Source organism: Bacteroidetes Order II. bacterium (assembly GCA_016788705.1).
Taxonomy (GTDB): domain Bacteria; phylum Bacteroidota; class Rhodothermia; order Rhodothermales; family UBA2364; genus UBA2364.
In genome coordinates this window covers 1-19593 of record JAEUSQ010000063.1, presented here as the reverse complement: position 1 = coordinate 19593, position 19593 = coordinate 1, and the positions used below count along the sequence as shown (strand labels likewise).

Here is a 19593-nt window from a genome sequence, read left to right as displayed (position 1 = left end):
AAATTTCGGTTCCTACTTGATGCTGTATCCCCGAAAAATATGAACGAAGACATTACCCTCCGTCAGGGAGACGACGAGATGCAAGAAGCCACAGCCAAAATATTTAGTGGATTTTGGTGGCGCACGTCTGGACTCACCCTCGCGATTACGGGCATCAGTTTACTCATGCTGATGCAGGTTCCGCCCGAACAAACGCGGTTTGCCGGACAGTTATTGGGATGGTGGATTTTGGTTTGGGCCGTCTTACCGCCGATCGTACATGCGCTTAAGAAACAGTGGGATTGGCGCTACGGACTACCGCTCCAATTGTGCGACATCACAGCCTTTTTTACAGGATGGGCCTTGGTTTCGGAAAACCAGTTGATACACGAAATTGCTTTGTACTGGGGCATGACCGGAGCCTTACATGCACTACTGACGCCACAATTTACACAAGGCACTCAGTTTTTTTTCTTGATAGAGTTTTATGTCTCGCATACAGGACTTATACTGGGCCCAATGTTCCTTACCTATGCACGAGGAATGGAACTCCGCCCGTGGTCGTGGTTAGAAGCAGGAGGATGGCTTTTTATTTGTGGCATTGTGGTCGGGCTGATCAATTGGCGGCACCAGTGCAATTATATGTTCCTTTGTCGTCCACCAACAGCCAAAAATCCATTTATCATCGGACAATGGCCGTGGTACCTTATCGCCTTTGCGGTGGTCATGTTTTTGCATTTCGGAGTCTTCTACCTCATTTTTCGTTAGAGCAAGGCGGTTGCTTTGACGATAAAAAAACATGACAAACCCTTGCTGAAAATTATCATGAGGTCTCATACACCTTGTCTGTCCTCGTGTTGGCTATCCCAAATCCCAATGTACTGTGCCTTGTCGCTCTTCCTACAACCCAAACCTTTGATGGATTTATAAAACGTGAATTCGCTAAATAAAATTTCTATACCCACACAATAAGCCCACATGATCCTGCGTTCCATCATAAAATGCAGGAAACTGCATCCACGACCAACCCCTAAGAACATCGTAGCACATGACTTGGTCGGATGAAGAATTGGTAGCCGCATACCTTGAAAAAGGAGACGAGCGGGCCTTCGGTTTACTCCTCAGTCGTCATCAGGAACGCGTTTTTAGCTATCTGATGGGCATGGTAAAGGATGTAAACATCGCCAACGACTTATTCCAAGACACCTTCCTGCGCGTCATTTCCGCGTTGCAGGAGCGTCGTGGGTCGTATCAACAACAAGGCCGCTTTATCTATTGGGTTATTCGGATTGCCCGTAACACCACCCTTGATTATCTGCGTACCCGCAAAAAGTGGAAAGACGTAGCAGACCCCGATGATGATGAGAACAATTTTTGGGACCGCCTTTCGGACGACGCGCCCAATGCAGTGGAACTCATGCTCAATCAGGAACAACGCGAATGGTTAGAAGCCTGCATTGCCCAGCTGCCGCCCGAACAGCGCGAGGTCTTGCTTATGCGTCATGAAACCGGACTGAGCTTTAAGGAAATTGCGGCCTTAACCGATTGCTCCATCAATACGGCATTAGGACGGATGCGGTACGCATTGTTGAACCTACAAAAAATCATGAAACGAATGGGTAAACCAGAATTGGTGGACCTACACGAATAAATGTGGCAATCATAATCCTCCAGATGGACACCACGCACCCAAATCTCACCACAACCACTATGGACAAACGGTTACAATTGATACAGCGCCTTTACGGCGAAACGGATCCTGCTGAACCGTTGACAGAAGACCCTGCCTTGCGCCCGGAGTTAGATACCTTGTTAATGGTCAAATCAGTATTAGACCGTTTACCGCCCCAGTCTGGCCCAGATCAGACGGTTCTGGTAAATCTAATGACGCACGCCAAGACCGCTACGCAAAATACGTCTGGCCTTTCTGAGGAGTCAGCCCTACCTGTCATAGCCTTGCTTTACAATCAGAGCCATCGTCCAGCAGACGAAATTCTAAAGGACGAGGCCCACCGTAAAGAATATGACATGCTCTTGACGGCCAAAGCATTTTTGGAACAACCCCGTACACGACCACAACCCAATCCGGAGGTGATCCAAGCCATTCTGAAGGCCGCAAACGCCAGCCAACCCCGCCCACGGCTTTTATATATAGGAAGACATCTCCTACAAAAACCTGTGGCCCGCTGGGTAGTGGCAGCGAGTGTGGTATTGGTGGCCATTGGAGGCTTTTTCTCCCTCCGTACTTTCTGGTCGTCGGAGAACACAATGGCTGGTTTGGATGGGCAACAATTGGAGATTTACGAACCGCCTGCATCGGAACGTGTATTTTCTTGGGACGAACGCCCCGTTTTTAGCACCATCTCGCAACGGGTGGAACACTTGGAAGCACGGGTGGAAGATGAGTGGGGTAATTCGCCCGTGCCAATAGAGTTGACCCGAAACAATGCCACACAAAATCGGAATATAAATCCGCGTTAATTTTAAACACTATTGCATAAACCTCCTTTTATACGGTTCTAAACCCTATGAAACGTTTTCTAAAGTCTCACCGTCTCGTACCAGTTTGTTTGTTGATGTGGTTTCCCGTACTTGTACTGGCCCAAAACCCACAACCTGCCTCCTCGCGGACAACCCGACAGCCTGCTTCGCAGGTAAGCCCCGTTCAAATGCAAACATTTGTGATTCGCGAAGGAAAAGCGTATCTGAATGGGAAACAACTTACGGGTTCGCAATTGCCTACCGAGTTGGATTTACGTGGATTGGATGTGGAGTATATGTTCTCGGTGGGTGTTGCACCGGTTATTCAAATCAACAATAAAATGTTTACCGTGGAAGGCGGGAGTTTGCTGGCCATGACACGTCAGTTCAAAAACGAAGCAGAATTCGGTTCTTTTTTGGATCAGCAAACCGAACAGTTTGGACAATTACACTCTATGATGACCCCGTTGGAGAGTACGAAACAATTATATTTCCTGCGGAATGAATCACCAGATTTGTATCAGCGCTTTCAACGGGAGCAATGGCTGGAACTACAATCCCAACGATTGGCAGTCAAAATTCGGCTTTCTGCCGAAAGTGAACAACGGTCGCAGATGATGAATGAATTGCGCAAAACACTGGGCAATATCTTTGATCTACGATTAGAAAACCAACGCGACGAAATTCAGCAGCTAAACAACCAATTGATCTTGCTTCGCTCGCGGCTGCGCGACAAAGAAATGGCCCGTGAGCGCATCATTCAGCAACGACTAGAAGAATTATTACAAGGCCAATAGGCCCTAATTCACGTTTTACCACCCTTTTCCGCGTTCACCGAGGTACTTTATGGCCACGGAGAATGTGTTACACCCGTTATATCCACCCAATTTTACACCAAAAAAACAGGAGGTATAAACCCCATGTCTAACCCATTCCTTAAACGTTTCTTAGGCGTTGCGCTGATTGCCAGCGGCTTCTTGGCCTTACCCGTTACTGCGCAAAAACCTGCACCCAAAGAACGTAAAGAATCCAAAAGTGTTATCCGCATTGTGGAAAATGGTGAAGAGCGAAAAGTTGAGGTTGTGGTAAAAGAGGGCAAGGTTTGGCTCAATGGCAAGCCCCTTGAGGAAGCCAGTGCCGAGGACAAAGAATTGTACAACGAGTATAAGGTTCAGGATGCAACCGGAGATGACACAACCGAACGTCGTGTTACCGTAACAGCACATCCTAAAAACAGCGCCTTGCCAAAAGAACGGAGGGAGTCGCGAAGCGTTATCCGAACCATGCAAAATGGTGAAGAGCGCGTTATCGAGATTATTGATAAGGACGGCCAAATCATGTTGAATGGTAAACCCATTGAAGAAGCAAGCGCCGAAGACAAAGAACTCTACAGCCAGTTTAAAGTGGAAGACACAACCACCGATGGGTTAACGGAGCGTCGCGTAACCGTTACAGCGCGCCCCAAAGAAGGTGCCAAGACAACGGAAGAAAATGAGGTGGAAGTGACCATTGATGCCGATGGACAAGGTAGGGTTTTTGTAATGCCAGAAGAAGATGAAGCTGGTAACCATGTATATCGTTGGAAACGTAAATCTGCCGACGGCAAGGAAGAAGAAATAGAGGAAATGCCACGTTTCCGGACGTTCCGTTGGGACAGTAGTGAACCCTTCCGTCAATTCAGAATGGCCATGCCCAAAAGCGAACTTTTCCTACGCGAAAGTCCACTTGGCGATGTGATGGAAGATGTACGGGTAAACATCGAGGAGTTGAGAGGAAGCGAATTTGCCGAACTAGCCCGTATGGAGCGTGAAGCCCGCGATTTGTCGCGTCAAATCAAAAATGCAAAAAACAGCGAAAAGGCTGGCTTAGAGCGTGAACTGGAGGCCAAACTGAACGAAATCTTCGACAAAAAAATCGAAGCACGTCGCAAAAAAGTGGCTCGCCTCGAAGAAGAATTAAATGCACAACGGGATCAACTCCGTACCCGCGAACGCGCCAAACGGGAAATGATTGAACGCCGTAAGCAGGAATTACTGCGCGGCAACGATCCACTTTCGTGGTGATTCTTGCCTATAATGGGATAAAAAGGAAAAAAGCCAATGTTTTTAAGACATTGGCTTTTTTTAATGGTGACCAAAGCCACCAACATACCTTTTGACGGGTGCTAAAACACAATATTATATATATTGGTATAATATTATTGAACATTTTTAGATATTTATTATAAGATTAGGCAAGCTAATGCTGTAAGGCCTTATTCTGTCCTTGGCTAACGGACCGCAGTTCCAGCATGATAAACCGAATTCATCTTTGAACACTGAATTATTTTGAAAAAATATATTTTTGAACGTATTTTTATTGGCCCTGTTAATTCATGCCTGCTTCCGCCTTGCAGCCTTTAGTAATCATTCCAACCTATAATGAAGCCCGCAATATAGAGGCCCTTTTGCTTCAGGTTTTGCACCTACCTGAGGGCTTTTTCGTTTTGGTGGTAGATGATGGATCCCCCGACGGGACGGCTGATCTGGTTAAGGCGCTCCAAAAAGAGTATTCGGAACGTATTTTTTTGTTAGAACGCACAGGAAAACAAGGTCTCGGAACGGCATATCGTGCGGGGTTCCAGTTTGCTTTGGAACGCCAATTCGATTGTATCTGTGAGATGGATGCCGATTTTTCCCACAATCCATCAGATTTGTCGCGTTTGGTGGAGGCTGTCTGGACGGATCAATGTGATCTTGCCATAGGCTCGCGGTACATTGGTGGTATTCGGATTATCAACTGGCCCCTGATTCGTCTCATTATATCGTATGGAGCCAGTATTTACACGCGCATCATCACACGTATGCCCATCAAAGATGCCACGGCTGGTTTTAAGTGTTTTTCACGTAAAGTTTTGGAAAATATTAACTTGGAACGGGTAAAGTCTAATGGTTACTCGTTCCAAATCGAGATGCACTACCGTACGTGGAAGGCTGGATACCGCATCAAAGAGGTTCCCGTTATATTCACGGAACGGAGCGAGGGTCTTTCAAAAATGAGCAAGGCCATCATGCGTGAAGCCGCCCTGAAGGTTTGGGAATTGCGCATCAGGGCCATGATTGGTAAGCTCTGATTGAGCGTGGCAACACCAATATTCAGACACGAAGCCGCACCCCAAGACCGGGCCAATCTGGCAGCACCAAACGCCCTTCTTCCACCTGAATGCCTTCGTAGGGATCGTTGCCTACCAAAAGATGTCCGTCTAAGTCGGCATAATCGGCCATGAGTGCTAAATGTGCCGCAGCAGAGATGGCCACCGATGCCGAAGACATACAACCGATCATCACCGAAAGTCCCAATTCTCGTGCACGCAAGGCCATTTTTCGCCCCTCAAGCAATCCGCCGGATTTATCTATTTTGATATTCATCCCATGAAAAGCATCTTGCAGGGCATCCACATCGTGCAATCGACCACAATTTTCATCGGCAATCAGAGGCAATGGCGACCGTGCCTTCAACCAAGACATCTCCGCCAATTGGGCTGCTGGCATGGGTTGTTCAACAAATTCAACCCCTTCCGAAGCCAGCCATTCGATTCGTTCCAAGGCTTCCTCTTTGGTTTTCCAACCCTCGTTCGCATCTACACGTATGGGTTTATCCGTCACACTACGGATTGCGGCAATGGTTTCTTGGTCCCGATCGGTTCCTACCTTCACTTTAAGAATGCCATATGGAGCGGCCTCCTGCGTTTTACGGACCATTACCTCGGTCGTGTCTATTCCAATGGTAAACGAGGTTATCAATCGGTTTTGTTCGGCAATACCCCATGCTTTATAGAGCGGAAGGCCCATTGATTTGGCCCACCAGTCATGTAAAGCGGCGTCTAACGCTGCTTTTGCCGACCATTCTCCCGGCGCCAAGGCATCTACATAGGCCATGATGGCAGGAATCTCGGCAGGGGAAGCAAAGCCAGAAAGGTCTAAGCGACTAAGGAAGTGACTGGCCGAGTTGTATGTTTCGCTATAGCGTGCATTGGGCGATCCTTCGCCGATGCCCTCGATACCGTCGTGTAGGATGCGTACAATGATACTGGTGGTCTCGGTACGTGTCCAACGCGAAATACCGAAGGGATGACGGAATTGGAGCACTAATGGCTCGTATTGAAAGGAAATCATGGTTTATTTGGATTGATTTTCTGGCAACGCCAGCAACGGCACATCTTACACTGGTGTGAATAAGAAAATAAGGCATTCAGATGCGTATCCAAAAGGACAAAAGGAGGTTCGGCACGCCTTTCTTGGCCCAACTCTATTGATTAGGCGCAAGCAACGGGTATTTTTGGCCAGAAAAAACTCCCACCCTACAACGTGTGAGGTGGGAGTAAAACGCATTTCAATCCTTAGGTATGGCCACCCACTTGTAGGATAACGCATAGCTTCCGTTTTTCGTCCACTCGGAAAGTGGCGCGGTTTTTCTGGCTCAGACGAATTTGATACACATCGTCGTAAAGACATTTAAAGTCGTAATCAAATCCGGTAGCGGCATCTTTAGGATGGCTTCCCCAGTTTACGGCGTTTTGAAAATTGTCGAACTTCATTTGTTCAGTGGCATGCAAGACAACATCGAATCTTGCGCCTGTTTTGTCGAGGCTCCAGTTCATGATGATTGGTAATTAAGTGATGCGCGTGAAGGTGATTTTTTTATTCTCCGACAACAATTGTCGGGAGTAGCAGATTGCTGTATAGCCAAGATAACGCATTCGGATCTTCAAAGCAGATCATAAGACAAAAAGTATAGATGTAAGCGAATAAAGCTTTGTGGTGTAGTTTGGCACCTTAGCGATGATTTTATCCCACTCAACCTGCCCTTTTAGAGCAACTTTATGGTATCTCCTGTGGGTTTCAGGCGTCGCGTTCTGGAAGTCCGGGCACGTCTTTCCCCATTTGTACCACTGCCGAAGCCCATGTGAGTCCTGCACCGAAAGCCACCATACATAAGACATCCCCTCGGTGTACTCTTCCGGCCTCGATGGCTTCGCAAAAAGCAATGGGAACAGAGGCAGCAGAAGTGTTGCCGTATTCGTGTACATTCATGAATACCTTTTCCGGAGGCAGATTTGCCATATGAGCGGCGGCCTCAATGATACGTGCATTTGCTTGATGTGGAATTAAAAGGTCCAAATCGTTTAAGTTTAGTCCTGCTTTATGAACCGCTTCTGTAACGGCTTCGGGCATTTTCCGACTGGCAAACTTGAACACCTCTCTACCATTCATTTTGATATACCCCTCACGGTTGGCCAACCGTTCAGCCGTAGGCGGACAAGCGGTTCCGCCTGAAGGGTGGATAATGTGTTCATACCCTTCACCATCAGATCCCATCACAAAAGAACGCACACCACATACCTCGTCGGTAGCTTGCAGAACCACTGCACCGGCTCCATCGCCAAACAAAACCGCTGTATTCCGGTCTTCCCAGTCCAACATTCGGGTGATCAGTTCCACGCCAATTACCAAGATATTGCGCAGGGCGCCAGAAGCAATAAACTGATTTGCAGTGATGAGCGAATACACAAAGCCCGGACACGCAACCGACATGGTAAAGGCCCCCACATGATGTGCTCCGAGTTGGGCCTGAACCTGGCTGGAAACGGGCGGCGTCAGGTAATCCGGCGAAGAAGTCGCCACAATAATCAGGTCTAAATCGCTAGGGGCCAGTCCTGCTTGCGCCAATGCACGCTTTCCGGCTTCGGTGGCCATCGTAGAGCACTGGTCGGTTTCTGCAGCCACATGGCGCCTACGAATCCCCGTCCGTTGGACAATCCACTCGTCGCTGGTGTCTATAAATGTAGCAAAATCTGCATTGTTCATTACTTTTTCCGGCACATATTTGCCCCAGCCTATAATTTTTCCGTAGCGCATGAAGTTGGTGTTTCGGGAATCGAGTAAATAAGATATTTAGAACAGGTGTACCTGAGTGCGATATAACATACAAAAGATCCATCCCAAAAATGGTTAAAAAAACCGTTCCTTGTATCTTTTTTTATACTTGAAAGGGTTTTTCTGAAAAATGGAATCGTATATTATGGTTCACCCAAACGCAACCGCCTATGGAAGATGAAACAATCTACCGATCAGGGCCAGATCACAACCTGTTGGGCATTACAGATCTAACGGCTATCAATGCTGAAGAAGCGAAGGGGATTGCAAAAGCAGAAGTTTATCTGTTTACCGCACACGATCTGGACGAACAAATCAATATCTCGCTGCTCTTAAAACTGCACAAGATGGCCTTTGGTCACCTCTACGAGTGGGCTGGTCAGTGGCGAAAAGTGCAAGTGGTTTTCGGGAATATTACGCCTCCCGCCTCCAAAAATGTCCTTCATCTTTTGTATCAGTTTTTAGACAATCTGAACTTTAAGATTGGCATCATCCGAACGGAGGCCGATTTGGTGGAAACACTCGCCTATGCCCATTATCAATTTATCTATATCCATCCCTTTATGAATGGTAATGGAAGAATGTCGCGGCTTATCACCAATTTAGTGGCCCTCAAAAAAGGGTATGCACCTGTTTTATTGGGTCATCGCCGAGGCACTAACCGACCATTGTATATTGCGGCCATGCGTGCAGCCGATGAAGGGGATACGGAGCCACTTAAGCACTTAATCCGCGAAGACCTCTATCTCCTTGAGTGCGGATTCTACCAAAGAGGAGACCATAGGGATGATTTGAGAACGGGGGACGTCTTGCGTTTCCAAGGCCATGTTGGTGTAAACTGACTGGCTGATCAGGGATATTAAAAATTCGCTTTCCTGCAAACAGGGGTATTTTTCAAGGGCTGTCATGATCATTCTACGGTCTTAAACAGGCGATAAATCGCCCAGTATCTCCTTTGTGCTGCATACCAATGAGTATTATCAGGTTTGTGAGCAGATGAGGTGTCACGAAAATACTACATTTCCAATTTCGTACCAAAATCGTTTTAGATGAATGGGGATTTTGTGTAGATGGATGGGCATTTTTGAGGATCAAAGATCACGAAAGGTTGAAGTGCCCTGCTCTATAAACGACTTTCCCCCGCCATTGGGATGACGAGGGAAGCCGTGCAAGCAATGAGTTGGAAAAATTGGTTATCCCTTTAGGGGACGTTTTTTACCATACAAGCCCGGCATTGGTTCCACTCTGTAACAGAAAATCTGGCTTAGCCTTTGGGCGCCTAATTTTAGAAATCGAAAATTTTACCGGGTGCGTTGTTTTCTGGAGGAGTTTCCTCATCTGACAATGAATCTTCTTGTTGCTCCAACATACTTCCACGTTCGTAGGTTACAACAAAGCGATCTCCACGCCAGTTGAGGGTAAAACGTTTCTTTTGCCGAAAACTACGACGGACCCCATCGGTTACATTATCCCCCGAAAAGGCCAGATCAAACAAGACTTTGTAGCGGTTGAGTCCGGTGGAGGCTTCTACCTCTATGGGAGAGACAATTTCATAAGACGCATTGGTATATTGGTTCATATCTTCAGCCAAAGCGGTTTTGATGTCTTCGCGTTTAAGAGTTCCACGCCCCAAATAATCCACGGTATCATCGTATAAATTATAGATTTCAGACGAATCTCCGCCATTCAGCACATTCAGGTATTGCTCGGCAAAGGTGCGGGCTCGTTGTGTCATGACATTAAGCCCTTGACGGGCCTTTTGTAGCCGTTGGGCCACCTCGGGCGAGTCGGGAATGGTTTGCTGTGCTTTTTCATAGGACTCGATGGCTTTGGCGAACCAAGATTCACCGCTTTGCGCATCCCCCTCACTCAAGGCTGTTTGATAGGTACTTAGCATCTTGATGCGATCGCGAACATAGGGTGTATCTTGTTTTTCCAGTGCTGCTTCAAAACTTCTGAGTGCATTGGTATAGTCCTTGTTCGCCAAAAAGGTATCACCGTCTTTTTTGTATTCCTCATAAAGTTTTTCGGGGGTAGCCACAATGTTGGGGAGAACGTATTCATAAGCAACATAGGCCATGCCACCAAAAACCAAAAACATGAGGACAGGAATCCACCACCGGAATCCTTTTGGCTCTGGCTCCGCCTGCAACACTCGATTGGGTACTGTGGCTGACTCTGCCGGACGTACGGGGCGGGTAGCACCCACTGGAGCCGCTGCCACCGGACGGGTAGCACCAATGGACTGTGTAGCGGGAGTGGAAACCCTTCTTGTGGCGTTAGGATCATCCATGCCCGGAAAAGCAGCAGGGGTAATGGGTTGTGGGGGATTCTGCATCCCAACAAGACTGGCCTGCCCTGTGAGCATGATAGGCTCTCCCAATAACGCATCCTGAAACACGGCTGCATCCGGAAAACGCTCTTGTGGATGGATGGACAGACCTTTTGATAGAATGTTAGAAAAACGGGCCGTAAGTCCCATACGTTCGGGTAGTTGCAACTCGTCGCGCAACATCCGATCGGTGGCTGGCGGAGGCTGTATGCCTGTTGTGGCATGATACATGGTTGCGGCAGCCCCATACACATCTGTCCATGGTCCCAAATTTCCTTTGCTTTGGTATTGCTCGTAGGGGGCATAACCGGGCGTAACAATCATCGAAATATTCTTGCTCCGCTCCCCAATGGCAAATCGGGCCGCCCCGAAGTCTAAGAGGATGGGCCTAACGTTGCCCGTATCCAATTTGGCCAGATAAATATTGGCCGGTTTAATGTCTCGATGTAGGATGCCTTTCCGATGTGCCTCGCGAAGGCCATCCAAAAGTGGAATAAATAGATTGGCTACCAATTCTTCGGGCAGCCGCCCGCCACGCGCCACCATAAACTCTTCAAGGGTTTGCCCTTCATAGTAGTCCATGATGAAATAAGCCGTACCGTTTGATTCAAAAAAATCGCGAACCCGAACAATATTATAATGCGTTAATTGTGCCAAGGTTCGGGCTTCGTTGAGGAAGCGGTCTAAGCCAAACTGGAATTCTTCCGGTCGGTTTGGATGAAGGGTTAGTTGATCCGCATCGCGAACGGTCATGCCCGCTGGTAGAAACTCTTTAATGGCCACAGGGATGTGCAAAACCTCGTCCCAAGCCAAATAGGTGATACTAAAACCACCAACCCCCAAGACCAAACCCACGGTATATTTGCCGTTCAGCAGGGTTTTAAGCGGCAATGCAGCCGGATAGCGGGCAGCAGGTTCTTGAAAAATTTGCTGTTTATCCATAACAGACGACATTTAATAAAACGCGATACGTTGTGCAAAATAAAAACGCTCGGATGCAAAAAACGAAGGCGCTCTCAATGCTTTGATGAACGAATAAGTCCCTCCGAAAGTTGCGGCAGGCGCCAGATGTCCTAAACTACGCTCTATCTTATGCACAATCTATGGGGTTTCTTAAAAGAATACCATTTCTATAAATGGATGAAGGTCTTTTGAGAGATTTTTTTTAACGCAAAGCGTCAGAAAGCCTTTTCTTTACGGAATGGATTTAGTATTTTACATCTTAACACTGTTAATTAACTTTATAAATCACATGGCACGTAAATTTGAAAACATTCGGGACGTAGTGGCTTCCATGCCCAAAAGTTTCCGGCCCGATAAAGCGGAAGGCGTTGAGTCCGTTATTCAGATTCACTACACGGGAGACGACGGTGGGGACTGGTGGTTAGACATCAAGAACCAGACGGTAGTTCTCAACGAGGGTACGCACGAATCCCCGGAACTGACCATGACCTGTTCTTCGGAGGACTGGCTAAAATTAGTGAACCGCGAGGCCAATCCGATGGCCATGATTATGCAGCGTAAGCTACAGTTTTCGGGTTCCATGCCGATGGCGATGAAATTTGCTGGCATGTTTGGCTTGGCATAGACGCCTTATACAATCCACAACAGTCCACGCCCTCTTCATCGGATGAGAGTAAGGTTTTTTTGTTGTGTCATCCCCCCTGATTGGCTGCCTCTGCCCTAGTAATCGCGTGAACAATCGCTGGAAAAGGAACCAAGCCCCTTTGAAGGCGTTTTTTTGTGCTTCAAGAATACGTAAGTTCCAGCACCACCTGCTGGGGTCTCCGTTTTGTTTTGCTCATATACCGACTTAAATATGCTCCGGCTTCTCTCTCGTTCCAAGAACCAACTTAAGCCTACACAGGGCGATGGTCTGCCAGCACCTGTTGACGTATCGCATGTGGAAGGTGGGCCAGAAATGGGCTTTTTGGATCATCTGGAAGAATTACGTTGGCATGTCATCAAAGGTGGGCTGGGCATTTTGGCCGGCATGGTGGTATGTGGGATTTTCTCTGAGTTTGTGATGCACCAGTTGCTATTAGGTCCTGCACGATCAGATTTTTTCGTTTATCAATGGCTGGGTTTAACGATTCCATCCATAGATTTACAAAATCGCACCATCACAGGGCAATTTTTTGCATATTGGGGGACCATTTTTATTGCGGGGCTTACGCTGGGGTTGCCCGTCGTGATCTACCAATTCTGGCGGTTCATTGAGCCGGGTTTATATCCACACGAAAAATCGGGAATGCGGTTTGTGGCTTGGTTTGTCACCTTCTTTTTCATTCTGGGTGTTGCTTTTGGGTATTCGGTTCTTATGCCCATGTCGCTTCAGTTTTTTGCCCGTTTTTCTATCTCGGAAACCATTACCAACCAATTTGACATCTCGGCCTATTTCGACATGCTTTTTGCTTCGATTATGGGAACGGGGATGTTGTTTGAGCTACCAGTGGTGGTATATGCACTTTCCAAACTTAGGATTGTTACGCCCGATTTGCTAAAACGACAACGACGGATGGCATTGGTGGTCATTTTGATCTTGGCAGCACTGATTACACCCTCCACCGATATGATTTCGCAGATCATCGTAGCCATTCCGCTGATGCTTCTCTACGAATTGTCTATCCAAATTTCGGCTTACGTAAACAAAAAAGAAGAAGAGGCTACTCGAAAAGCCCTTGCCTAATTTTTTCTGACAATACAATACCTTAGGCAAGGTATTTGTTACGTTTATGATCCGGATGACGTCTTTTGTACATCCATAACCTAATCCTGTTTTGCTCATGAAATACCTACGTGTCTGGTTGGTACTCATTCCCATATGTGCGTTGTTGTTTGTGGGTTTCCGGAATGACGATTTGTTTTTCCAACTCAAGAAAAATTTCACGATCTTCGGAAAGATTTACGAAGAGTTGGCAACTGGTTATGTGGATCCAGTGGACCCCGAAAAATTGTTGCGCAAAGGGGTGAATGAAATGATGCGTTCGCTGGACCCATACACAGTCTTTTTTGATGAGGCCGACAACGAAGATGCCGAAATGCAGATGCGGGGCGGCCTTGGTACAGTAGGTGCAGCCATTGGGATGCGAGAAGGAAAAGTGACAGTGGTGGAACTCTTGGAAGGATACAGTGCCGCCGAGCAAGGCATTCGAGTGGGAGATGCCATTATACAAATCAATGGAAAACCCACTACGGGGCAAACCATCCGAGAAATCGCTTCGTTGCTTAATGGCGAACCAGGCTCGGCACTCACCCTTAAAATCGAACGCCAAGGAGAAACCGAATTGCTTAATTTCTCCCTTCTCCGTAAGAAATTGGAACTAAAGAACGTAACCCATGCCGGTTTTGTGGCAGACGATACCACCCGCGGCATTGGATACATCAAACTTGCACAATTTGGTCGCGACTGCGCCCGCGAAGTTAAAGAGGCCGTACTTAGCCTAAAAAACACCCATAAATTAAAAGGATTGGTATTAGACCTACGCGGTAATCCGGGAGGATTGTTAGACCAAGCCATTATGATTACCTCCCTCTTTGTTCCGGAAGGTTCTGCTATTGTTTCTACCAAAGGCCGACTGGCCACTTCGGAGCAGTTGGTGAAGAGTGCCGTACAGCCAGTTTTGCCGGATACACCGCTGACCATTCTGCTGGATCGGGCCAGTGCCTCTGCCAGCGAGGTGGTTTCTGGTGCGATCCAAGATTTAGACCGTGGCGTCATTATCGGAGAAACTTCCTTTGGAAAAGGGCTGGTTCAGGCTGTCAAACCATTGGTATATAATACCTCGATGAAGTTCACCACTGCCAAGTATTATACACCCAGCGGGCGGTGTATTCAAGCGCTGAATTACTCGGATGTGGACGAAGATGGCGCACCTGTAGCTGTACCAGATTCTTTGCGTAAGTCTTTTAAAACCAAAGCTGGAAGAACAGTAAAGGATGGAAAGGGAATAGACCCTGATTTGGCCGTAAAAATGGGAACCACCACCGAGTTGGAGCAGGCACTACAACGGCGATCCGCCTTTTTGTTCTTTGCCAACCAATTTGCAGCCAATCGGCCCACCATTGCAACCAATTTTGATGTGACCGATGGCTTGTTAAATGAGTTCCGGCAATGGCTAAACAGCCAAAACTTCTCCTATAAGACCAAATCGGAAAAATCTCTCGAAAAACTTCAAGCCGAGCTAACAAAGGCGGGTTACACACGTTCAAATGCACAAGCCCAGTCTCTGCTCAACCAAATTAACCGGGAGAAGAATGACGACTTTTCCCGAAATGCGCCGCGCCTAAAACTATTGCTCCGGTCGGCAATTCTTGCGCGATACTACGGCCCTGTGGCGCAAATTAAAGCCCAGATGATAAACGATCCGTTCCTATCAGAGGCCGAAAAGGTGATCCGTGATAACAAACGCTATATGCAGATTCTTGGGCAAAAAAGCTGAGAAATTGGCTTTTTATCACACACAAAGTTTATTTGTCCCGTTGTTATGCAACTCATTATCCTGTTTGGTCCACCAGCGGTAGGAAAAATGACCGTTGGTAAAGCATTGGAGAAAAGAACGGGACTCAAACTGTTCCATAACCACATGACCATCGAACTTGTGGTCCCCTTTTTTGATTTTGGCACCGAGGCGCATAACCGTTTGGTCCGTCTGTTCCGCTGGTCAATTTTTGAAAGTGTTGCCAAGAGCGACCTGAAAGGCTTGATTTTTACATTTGTTTGGGCATTTGGCTTGGATTCTGAAGAGACCTATGTAGATGAAATTGTACAGGTTTTTCAAGCCGTAGATGCCGACATTATGTACGTAGAGCTTGAGGCAACTCTTTCCGAAAGACTGTGGCGCAATAAGACCGAAGAAAGACTCCTACACAAACCAACGAAGCGAGATACAGAAGCCTCCGAAAAAATCCTGCTTGAGCACGAAGCCACATACCGATTTAACTCTTATGAGAACGAGTTTACACGACCGAACTATCTTAAAATCAATAATACCCACCTAAGCCCAGAGGAAGTCGCAACACAAATCATTACGCATTTTGGATTGTCTTAACAAGAACGTTTGGACATGCGCCGAGGCTGCCTAATGAACGTATATGGTTTAGTGCTCGTCTTTCACCATTTTATTGCATTACACCTTAAAGAATCTTGGGGCACATCGTTTTTGAGCCGTTTTCGTATGCTGTTTAGCGCCCCACGAGCCCTATATAAGCACGCATGGCTTGTTGTAGCCGCACGTCTTTTTGCACCAATTGAGCCAATTCTCCTAACAACTCCCGCTGCCGGAATGCCCGGATCAGATCGGTAGCAAAGAGTTGCAGCCATTCTGCTCCAGCCTGTTCTGCCAACCAGGAAAATGCATGATAGCCCTGTTCGGCATTTTTAGCCCGAACCACCAAGCCAATCACCGTCGCATATCGAGCGGAAGCCTCCGTCGGAAACACCCATTCTTGACCATTGCCTCGAATAATGGCATCAATATCCGGCAAGGTTTCGTAGAGGCGTACAAAAGCGGTAAACTCGGCTCCGGCGGCTTCTCCAACAGCAGGGATCACGGACAATCCGGCTTGGTGCAAACGGCTGGCCATCTCCCATGAACGCGGTGAGGGCCACGCCGGACGCACGGTATCCATTTTGTGAAGTAATTCCGTACGGAAGGCTAAAAAGGCCAAAACCTGCTCATGGATTCCGCCAGAAAATGCAAACCGCTTGAAAGATTCAAAATCTACCCGCACCTCGATGTGCAAAAACCGATTAGCCAGCGGGGTGGGCATATCAAAAATGGCGGCGCGGTCTTCTTTTCGGTTGCCGGCAGCCCAAATAAACCAGTCCTCCGGAACCTCGTAGCTCCCTACTTTCCTATCCAAAATCAATTGTTGTGCCATACCCTGCATAATGGGCGGCGCCAAATTTAATTCGTCCAAGAACAAGATACCAGCTCCATCGCGTGGCAGGAATTCTGGTGGGTACCACCGCGAAACGCCGTTTTCGGCAACAGGGAGACCGCGCAAGTCAGTCGGAGCCAATTGGCTAAGGCGGACATCTATTAGGGGAAGTTGATGCACTTCCGCAACTTGTGCTACAATACTAGACTTTCCGATGCCAGGAGCACCCCAAATCATGACACTCAGATGGAGGTCTTGGTCAATAAGGTTGTGTAAAAATTGCTGGAGGTCTGCGGGTGTCATGGTAAAGTGTTTGGATGAACAAGGTGACCCGAAAAGGCGCAATATAGCCCATGTCCCCACGCAACAATGCAAGTGCCGTCCAAAATTTGCATTTCCAATGCGCACAGAGGGAACTGTCTCCAGCGAAGTCTTTGTAAGCGCCCTTACTCTTGGCCAAGGTCCGGAAGTAATGCACTAAAGGAAATTTGGTACAAGTCTCCGGGCCGTCGTTTATCTTTTGGAAAATCTTTCACCAGACCCGGCCTTTCGGACGTAAAAAACAGTGTTTTTCCATCGGGCGAGAAAGAGGGCGCAAAATCGGCATACGTGGAGTTGATACGCGAAAGATTGACAAATGACGACCAGCGATTTGGCCCGATTTGCTTGGTTGCATACAGATCTCCACTGCCTTTTCCTGTTAAGCCACCCGAAGCAAAGACCAACCACGTTCCATCGGGGGAAATGGCAGGATTGATGATAGAGACGGCTTCCGTACCGGGAATGGTGACTCCCTCTGGCGGCTGATAACGTCCATTTCGGAAAACCGATCGGTAAATCTGGGCTTTATTGCCCACAAACCTCGAAAAATAGAGGACACCGTCGCGGGTCAGGGTAGAATAAATCTCGTCGTCTTTGCTATTCAGAACGGACGATACAGGTTTAGGAGGACTCCATTGCCCATTTCGCAATGTAGATTGCCAGAGGTCAAAGTCTTTTTTCTCGTTTCCTTTCATCGGCCGATTAGACGAAAAAATGACGGCACGGCCATCGGGCGAGAAAATGGGATCTATGTCCATAAAGGTGGTGTCGTTGTGTGGGAAAAGACGTGCTTCGCCCCATCCTGTATTGTTTTTTTCGGAAGTTAGCCAATAAAAACGACTACGGTCTGGAGAGGTTCGGTTAAAAAAGAGCCAGCGGCCATCTGGAGAGAGTGCGCTTGCAAATTCCGGGTCGGGGCTATTGATGGCAGGCGCCAGTAATTCAGGCACAGCACCCAGAAACACCGCATAGTTCGTCCATTGTAACCGCCAAATCTTCCAAGTTCCATTGCTTTGTCGCCGTAAAACCGCAGATGCCCATCCAGACTGTATCCGAGCGACCGTGTTTCCATCCTTCAAATACGTCCAGTCTAAGCGTGTTTTTTGCGTGGTAAAAGCCATATTTTGCTCTACCTTAACCGAGATTACGTCAAGATCAAAACCATGAATGTGGGTCTCGGAACCGTCTTGGGGGAACCAATATGCCTGAATATCGGCGAAGCCCTTTATGGGTACAAGGCCATCTGGCGAGATGCGCGCCTCTTCCTCGAAAGGTGCCATAACGCCTGCCGGATCATTTTTCAACCATGCCAGTCGGTATTGCTCCCACACCATCCGAATGGCTTCTTCATCGGATACGACGGATTGCGCAGGCAAACATTGGATGCAAAGCAGCATCCCCAACCACCAAGTGGTTATCGAAAGGGTCTTTTGCATAACGTTGAGGGTTCTAATGGAACGATACGGTAACAAGATCGCCCGTGTGCCAAATGGTTACAACCGTTGGCCTAGCCACCCCGTTTATTGCGCATTGCGTTCAGACAGGCAAGGCCTTCGGGCGGCCTTTCGGTGAATTTTTGGTATTGCTCATCCTCAATAGCTACCAAGGCTGTTCGCCCAGCCTCGTCGAAATGAATCCCCCAGCCAAATTGCTTGGGCAATGGGGAGGCCCGTAAACAAGCCATCGGTTTGCTAAAAAACACTTCTCGCAACTCGGCCTTCTCCTGCTCCGAAAGGCCCTCTGCCGACCCTTTATGCCGAAGGTGTGTCTCAAACAAGATGTCTTCTTGGGTATAAACGTAAGGGGATGTTGCGATCATTTCAAACTGAATACTGGCAATGGTGGGTTTTCCATTACGTGTCACAGGTTCTTGCGCTGTCGTAACCGGACAATCGGGGGCGGCTTTAATAAACGTATGGTAGTAGTTAATGTCAGGCATTTTATTCACCGCAGGCAAATGGAATTTTTTTGGTCATCGAAGAGATACTTTTCCCTGCTTTGACCAATGACGCAGAAATACTAATTTCTTCGCACCCCGTATCATTCAATAAAAACAACAACTTATATACAGCATCCTGACCAATTACTGAAAAAGTGCGTTTCTCGGTCTTTAGTACCTTATTACCTGCACGGGCGGTAAACTGCAATACCTGATTTTGGTTTGAGGCACCTTTGGCCGAGACCGTCACCACCACAACGGTTTGGTGCGAGTAGCCCTCTGCATATCCTTCGCCGATGATGGTGTTCCAGAGCGAAATGTCAGGATTGCCGATCACGTTCTCGGAGAAACCACCAGCAACTTTGGCCGCGTCCATCTCCTTTTCTTCGTTATAAAACAACCGTGCCTCGATGGCGCTGATTTTAGATTGACTCCATGCCGTCTGAAACATAACGACAAGGCATATGGCTATTAAGCCTAAAGAATGTTTTTTCATATCAAAAATACTTTTTCTAAATATGTTTTGAGCCTGAATATTCGGTTCAAATCCGCCTCCAAAAGTTTTTTGGCTTTAGAAAGCCGCTGCCGATTTTCCGTAACCTTGCGGCGGACCACCGCTTCGTCTAAAACCACGTCTAATTTGGGCTTCCGGCCCTGACCCGCCTTGTTATGCAAAACCTGAAGACCTTCCGTTTCGTAACCTTCTTTGTAACGCCGAACCCATGCATTAATCTGGGTTTGGC

20 protein-coding genes are annotated in these 19593 nt (G+C 47.6%); 11 read left to right on the top strand and 9 right to left on the bottom strand.

Features of this window, described 5'->3' with window-relative positions:
• The first annotated feature begins 39 nt into the window (after positions 1 to 39).
• The 6 genes from JNN12_16370 to JNN12_16345 all read left to right on the top strand — a co-directional run bounded on the left by JNN12_16370 (position 40) and on the right by JNN12_16345 (position 5572).
• Positions 40 to 747, top strand: coding sequence for a TIGR02206 family membrane protein (locus JNN12_16370; protein ID MBL7979914.1), 708 nt, complete (start codon positions 40 to 42; stop codon positions 745 to 747).
• 280 nt (positions 748 to 1027) lie between these two features.
• The gene (locus JNN12_16365) at positions 1028 to 1630 is read left to right on the top strand and encodes a sigma-70 family RNA polymerase sigma factor (protein ID MBL7979913.1); all 603 of its coding nucleotides are present in this window, start codon (positions 1028 to 1030) and stop codon (positions 1628 to 1630) included.
• A gap of 59 nt (positions 1631 to 1689) precedes the next feature.
• Positions 1690 to 2460 (top strand): hypothetical protein, encoded by a 771-nt coding sequence (locus JNN12_16360; protein MBL7979912.1) that lies wholly within the window; start codon positions 1690 to 1692, stop codon positions 2458 to 2460.
• Between the two features lie 47 nt (positions 2461 to 2507).
• The gene (locus JNN12_16355; GenBank protein ID MBL7979911.1) at positions 2508 to 3257 is read left to right on the top strand and encodes a hypothetical protein; all 750 of its coding nucleotides are present in this window, start codon (positions 2508 to 2510) and stop codon (positions 3255 to 3257) included.
• A 123-nt stretch (positions 3258 to 3380) separates the two neighbouring features.
• Positions 3381 to 4523, top strand: a complete 1143-nt coding sequence (locus JNN12_16350; GenBank protein MBL7979910.1) for a hypothetical protein — start codon at positions 3381 to 3383, stop codon at positions 4521 to 4523.
• Positions 4524 to 4834: 311 nt separating this feature from the next.
• Complete coding sequence (locus tag JNN12_16345) at positions 4835 to 5572, top strand: polyprenol monophosphomannose synthase (GenBank protein ID MBL7979909.1); 738 nt, start codon at positions 4835 to 4837, stop codon at positions 5570 to 5572.
• 22 nt (positions 5573 to 5594) lie between these two features.
• On the opposite strand, the gene JNN12_16340 is transcribed toward JNN12_16345, so the two are convergent.
• The 3 genes from JNN12_16340 to JNN12_16330 all read right to left on the bottom strand — a co-directional run bounded on the left by JNN12_16340 (position 5595) and on the right by JNN12_16330 (position 8357).
• Positions 5595 to 6614: a dipeptide epimerase gene (locus JNN12_16340; GenBank protein ID MBL7979908.1), complete on the bottom strand. Its 1020-nt coding sequence runs from the start codon at positions 6612 to 6614 to the stop codon at positions 5595 to 5597.
• Between the two features lie 224 nt (positions 6615 to 6838).
• Positions 6839 to 7099, bottom strand: a complete 261-nt coding sequence (locus JNN12_16335) for a hypothetical protein (protein MBL7979907.1) — start codon at positions 7097 to 7099, stop codon at positions 6839 to 6841.
• Positions 7100 to 7340: 241 nt separating this feature from the next.
• Entirely contained in the window at positions 7341 to 8357 is a 1017-nt protein-coding gene (locus tag JNN12_16330; protein ID MBL7979906.1) for a ketoacyl-ACP synthase III, read from the bottom strand.
• Positions 8358 to 8545: 188 nt separating this feature from the next.
• On the opposite strand from JNN12_16330, the gene JNN12_16325 reads away from it, so the two are divergent.
• Positions 8546 to 9217, top strand: coding sequence for a Fic family protein (locus JNN12_16325; GenBank protein MBL7979905.1), 672 nt, complete (start codon positions 8546 to 8548; stop codon positions 9215 to 9217).
• Between the two features lie 443 nt (positions 9218 to 9660).
• Here the strand turns inward: JNN12_16325 and JNN12_16320 are convergent, their stop codons facing one another.
• Positions 9661 to 11649: a protein kinase gene (locus tag JNN12_16320; protein MBL7979904.1), complete on the bottom strand. Its 1989-nt coding sequence runs from the start codon at positions 11647 to 11649 to the stop codon at positions 9661 to 9663.
• Positions 11650 to 11959: 310 nt separating this feature from the next.
• Here JNN12_16320 and JNN12_16315 point away from each other — a divergent pair, with 310 nt between their 5' ends.
• The 4 genes from JNN12_16315 (at position 11960) to JNN12_16300 (ending at position 15758) form a co-directional block, all read left to right on the top strand.
• Positions 11960 to 12295, top strand: coding sequence for an SCP2 sterol-binding domain-containing protein (locus JNN12_16315; GenBank protein ID MBL7979903.1), 336 nt, complete (start codon positions 11960 to 11962; stop codon positions 12293 to 12295).
• 333 nt (positions 12296 to 12628) lie between these two features.
• Positions 12629 to 13396, top strand: a complete 768-nt coding sequence (gene tatC, locus JNN12_16310; GenBank protein ID MBL7979902.1) for a twin-arginine translocase subunit TatC — start codon at positions 12629 to 12631, stop codon at positions 13394 to 13396.
• A gap of 97 nt (positions 13397 to 13493) precedes the next feature.
• On the top strand, positions 13494 to 15149 hold the full coding sequence (locus JNN12_16305) for a S41 family peptidase (GenBank protein ID MBL7979901.1): 1656 nt from the start codon (positions 13494 to 13496) through the stop codon (positions 15147 to 15149).
• Between the two features lie 45 nt (positions 15150 to 15194).
• Positions 15195 to 15758 carry an AAA family ATPase gene (locus JNN12_16300; GenBank protein MBL7979900.1) on the top strand — a complete coding sequence of 188 codons (564 nt, stop codon included), beginning with the start codon at positions 15195 to 15197 and terminating at the stop codon, positions 15756 to 15758.
• Between the two features lie 133 nt (positions 15759 to 15891).
• Here the strand turns inward: JNN12_16300 and JNN12_16295 are convergent, their stop codons facing one another.
• The 5 genes from JNN12_16295 to JNN12_16275 form a co-directional block, all read right to left on the bottom strand.
• The gene (locus JNN12_16295; GenBank protein ID MBL7979899.1) at positions 15892 to 16893 is read right to left on the bottom strand and encodes a MoxR family ATPase; all 1002 of its coding nucleotides are present in this window, start codon (positions 16891 to 16893) and stop codon (positions 15892 to 15894) included.
• 143 nt (positions 16894 to 17036) lie between these two features.
• A complete protein-coding gene (locus tag JNN12_16290; GenBank protein ID MBL7979898.1) occupies positions 17037 to 18347 on the bottom strand; it encodes a PD40 domain-containing protein in 1311 nt (436 codons plus the stop codon).
• Positions 18348 to 18418: 71 nt separating this feature from the next.
• The gene (locus JNN12_16285) at positions 18419 to 18850 is read right to left on the bottom strand and encodes a hypothetical protein (GenBank protein ID MBL7979897.1); all 432 of its coding nucleotides are present in this window, start codon (positions 18848 to 18850) and stop codon (positions 18419 to 18421) included.
• A gap of 1 nt (position 18851) precedes the next feature.
• Positions 18852 to 19346, bottom strand: a complete 495-nt coding sequence (locus tag JNN12_16280) for a hypothetical protein (GenBank protein MBL7979896.1) — start codon at positions 19344 to 19346, stop codon at positions 18852 to 18854.
• A partial coding sequence (locus JNN12_16275) for a hypothetical protein (GenBank protein MBL7979895.1) occupies positions 19343 to 19593 on the bottom strand: 251 nt, incomplete at its 5' end. The genes JNN12_16280 and JNN12_16275, both read right to left, overlap by 4 nt.